Source organism: Novosphingobium terrae (genome assembly GCF_017163935.1).
Classification (GTDB): Bacteria; Pseudomonadota; Alphaproteobacteria; order Sphingomonadales; family Sphingomonadaceae; genus Novosphingobium; species Novosphingobium terrae.
This window is the reverse complement of record NZ_JABVZR010000006.1, coordinates 1-359: the sequence shown is the minus strand read 5'-3', so window position 1 is coordinate 359 and position 359 is coordinate 1. Positions and strand designations below refer to the sequence as shown.

The 359-nt window shown below is 59.9% G+C and carries 1 tRNA gene; it reads right to left on the bottom strand.

The annotated features are described in order from the left end of the window. Positions 1-234: 234 nt before the first annotated feature. Positions 235-311: transfer RNA gene (locus HGK27_RS30980), tRNA-Met, on the bottom strand. Between the last annotated feature and the right edge of the window lie 48 nt (positions 312-359).

The window sequence follows — 359 nt, the reverse complement described above, 5'->3', positions numbered from 1 at the left end:
TTTCAGGTTTCCCTGGCCGACAGTTTAAAGCGGACAGTCATCCCACCCCGATTTGCACCGGGGGATGAAGGCCCGCATCTGTCGACAACCTCGCAACTAACCAGCCCTTCCGGGCGGCGCTGCATCGGTGAAGCGGGCCTATATGGCTGCTCACCGAGTCGGTCAACTCTTAATTTCGTGAAGTCTTGCTTTTGTCACACGGACAACTCCCGGCCGCGCTCCATGGCGCGGCCCTGGTTGCGGGGGCAGGATTTGAACCTGCGACCTTCAGGTTATGAGCCTGACGAGCTACCGGGCTGCTCCACCCCGCGTCAGGGTTTGCAAGAATGTTCACGCCCACAGCTATCCAGCTTGTGGGG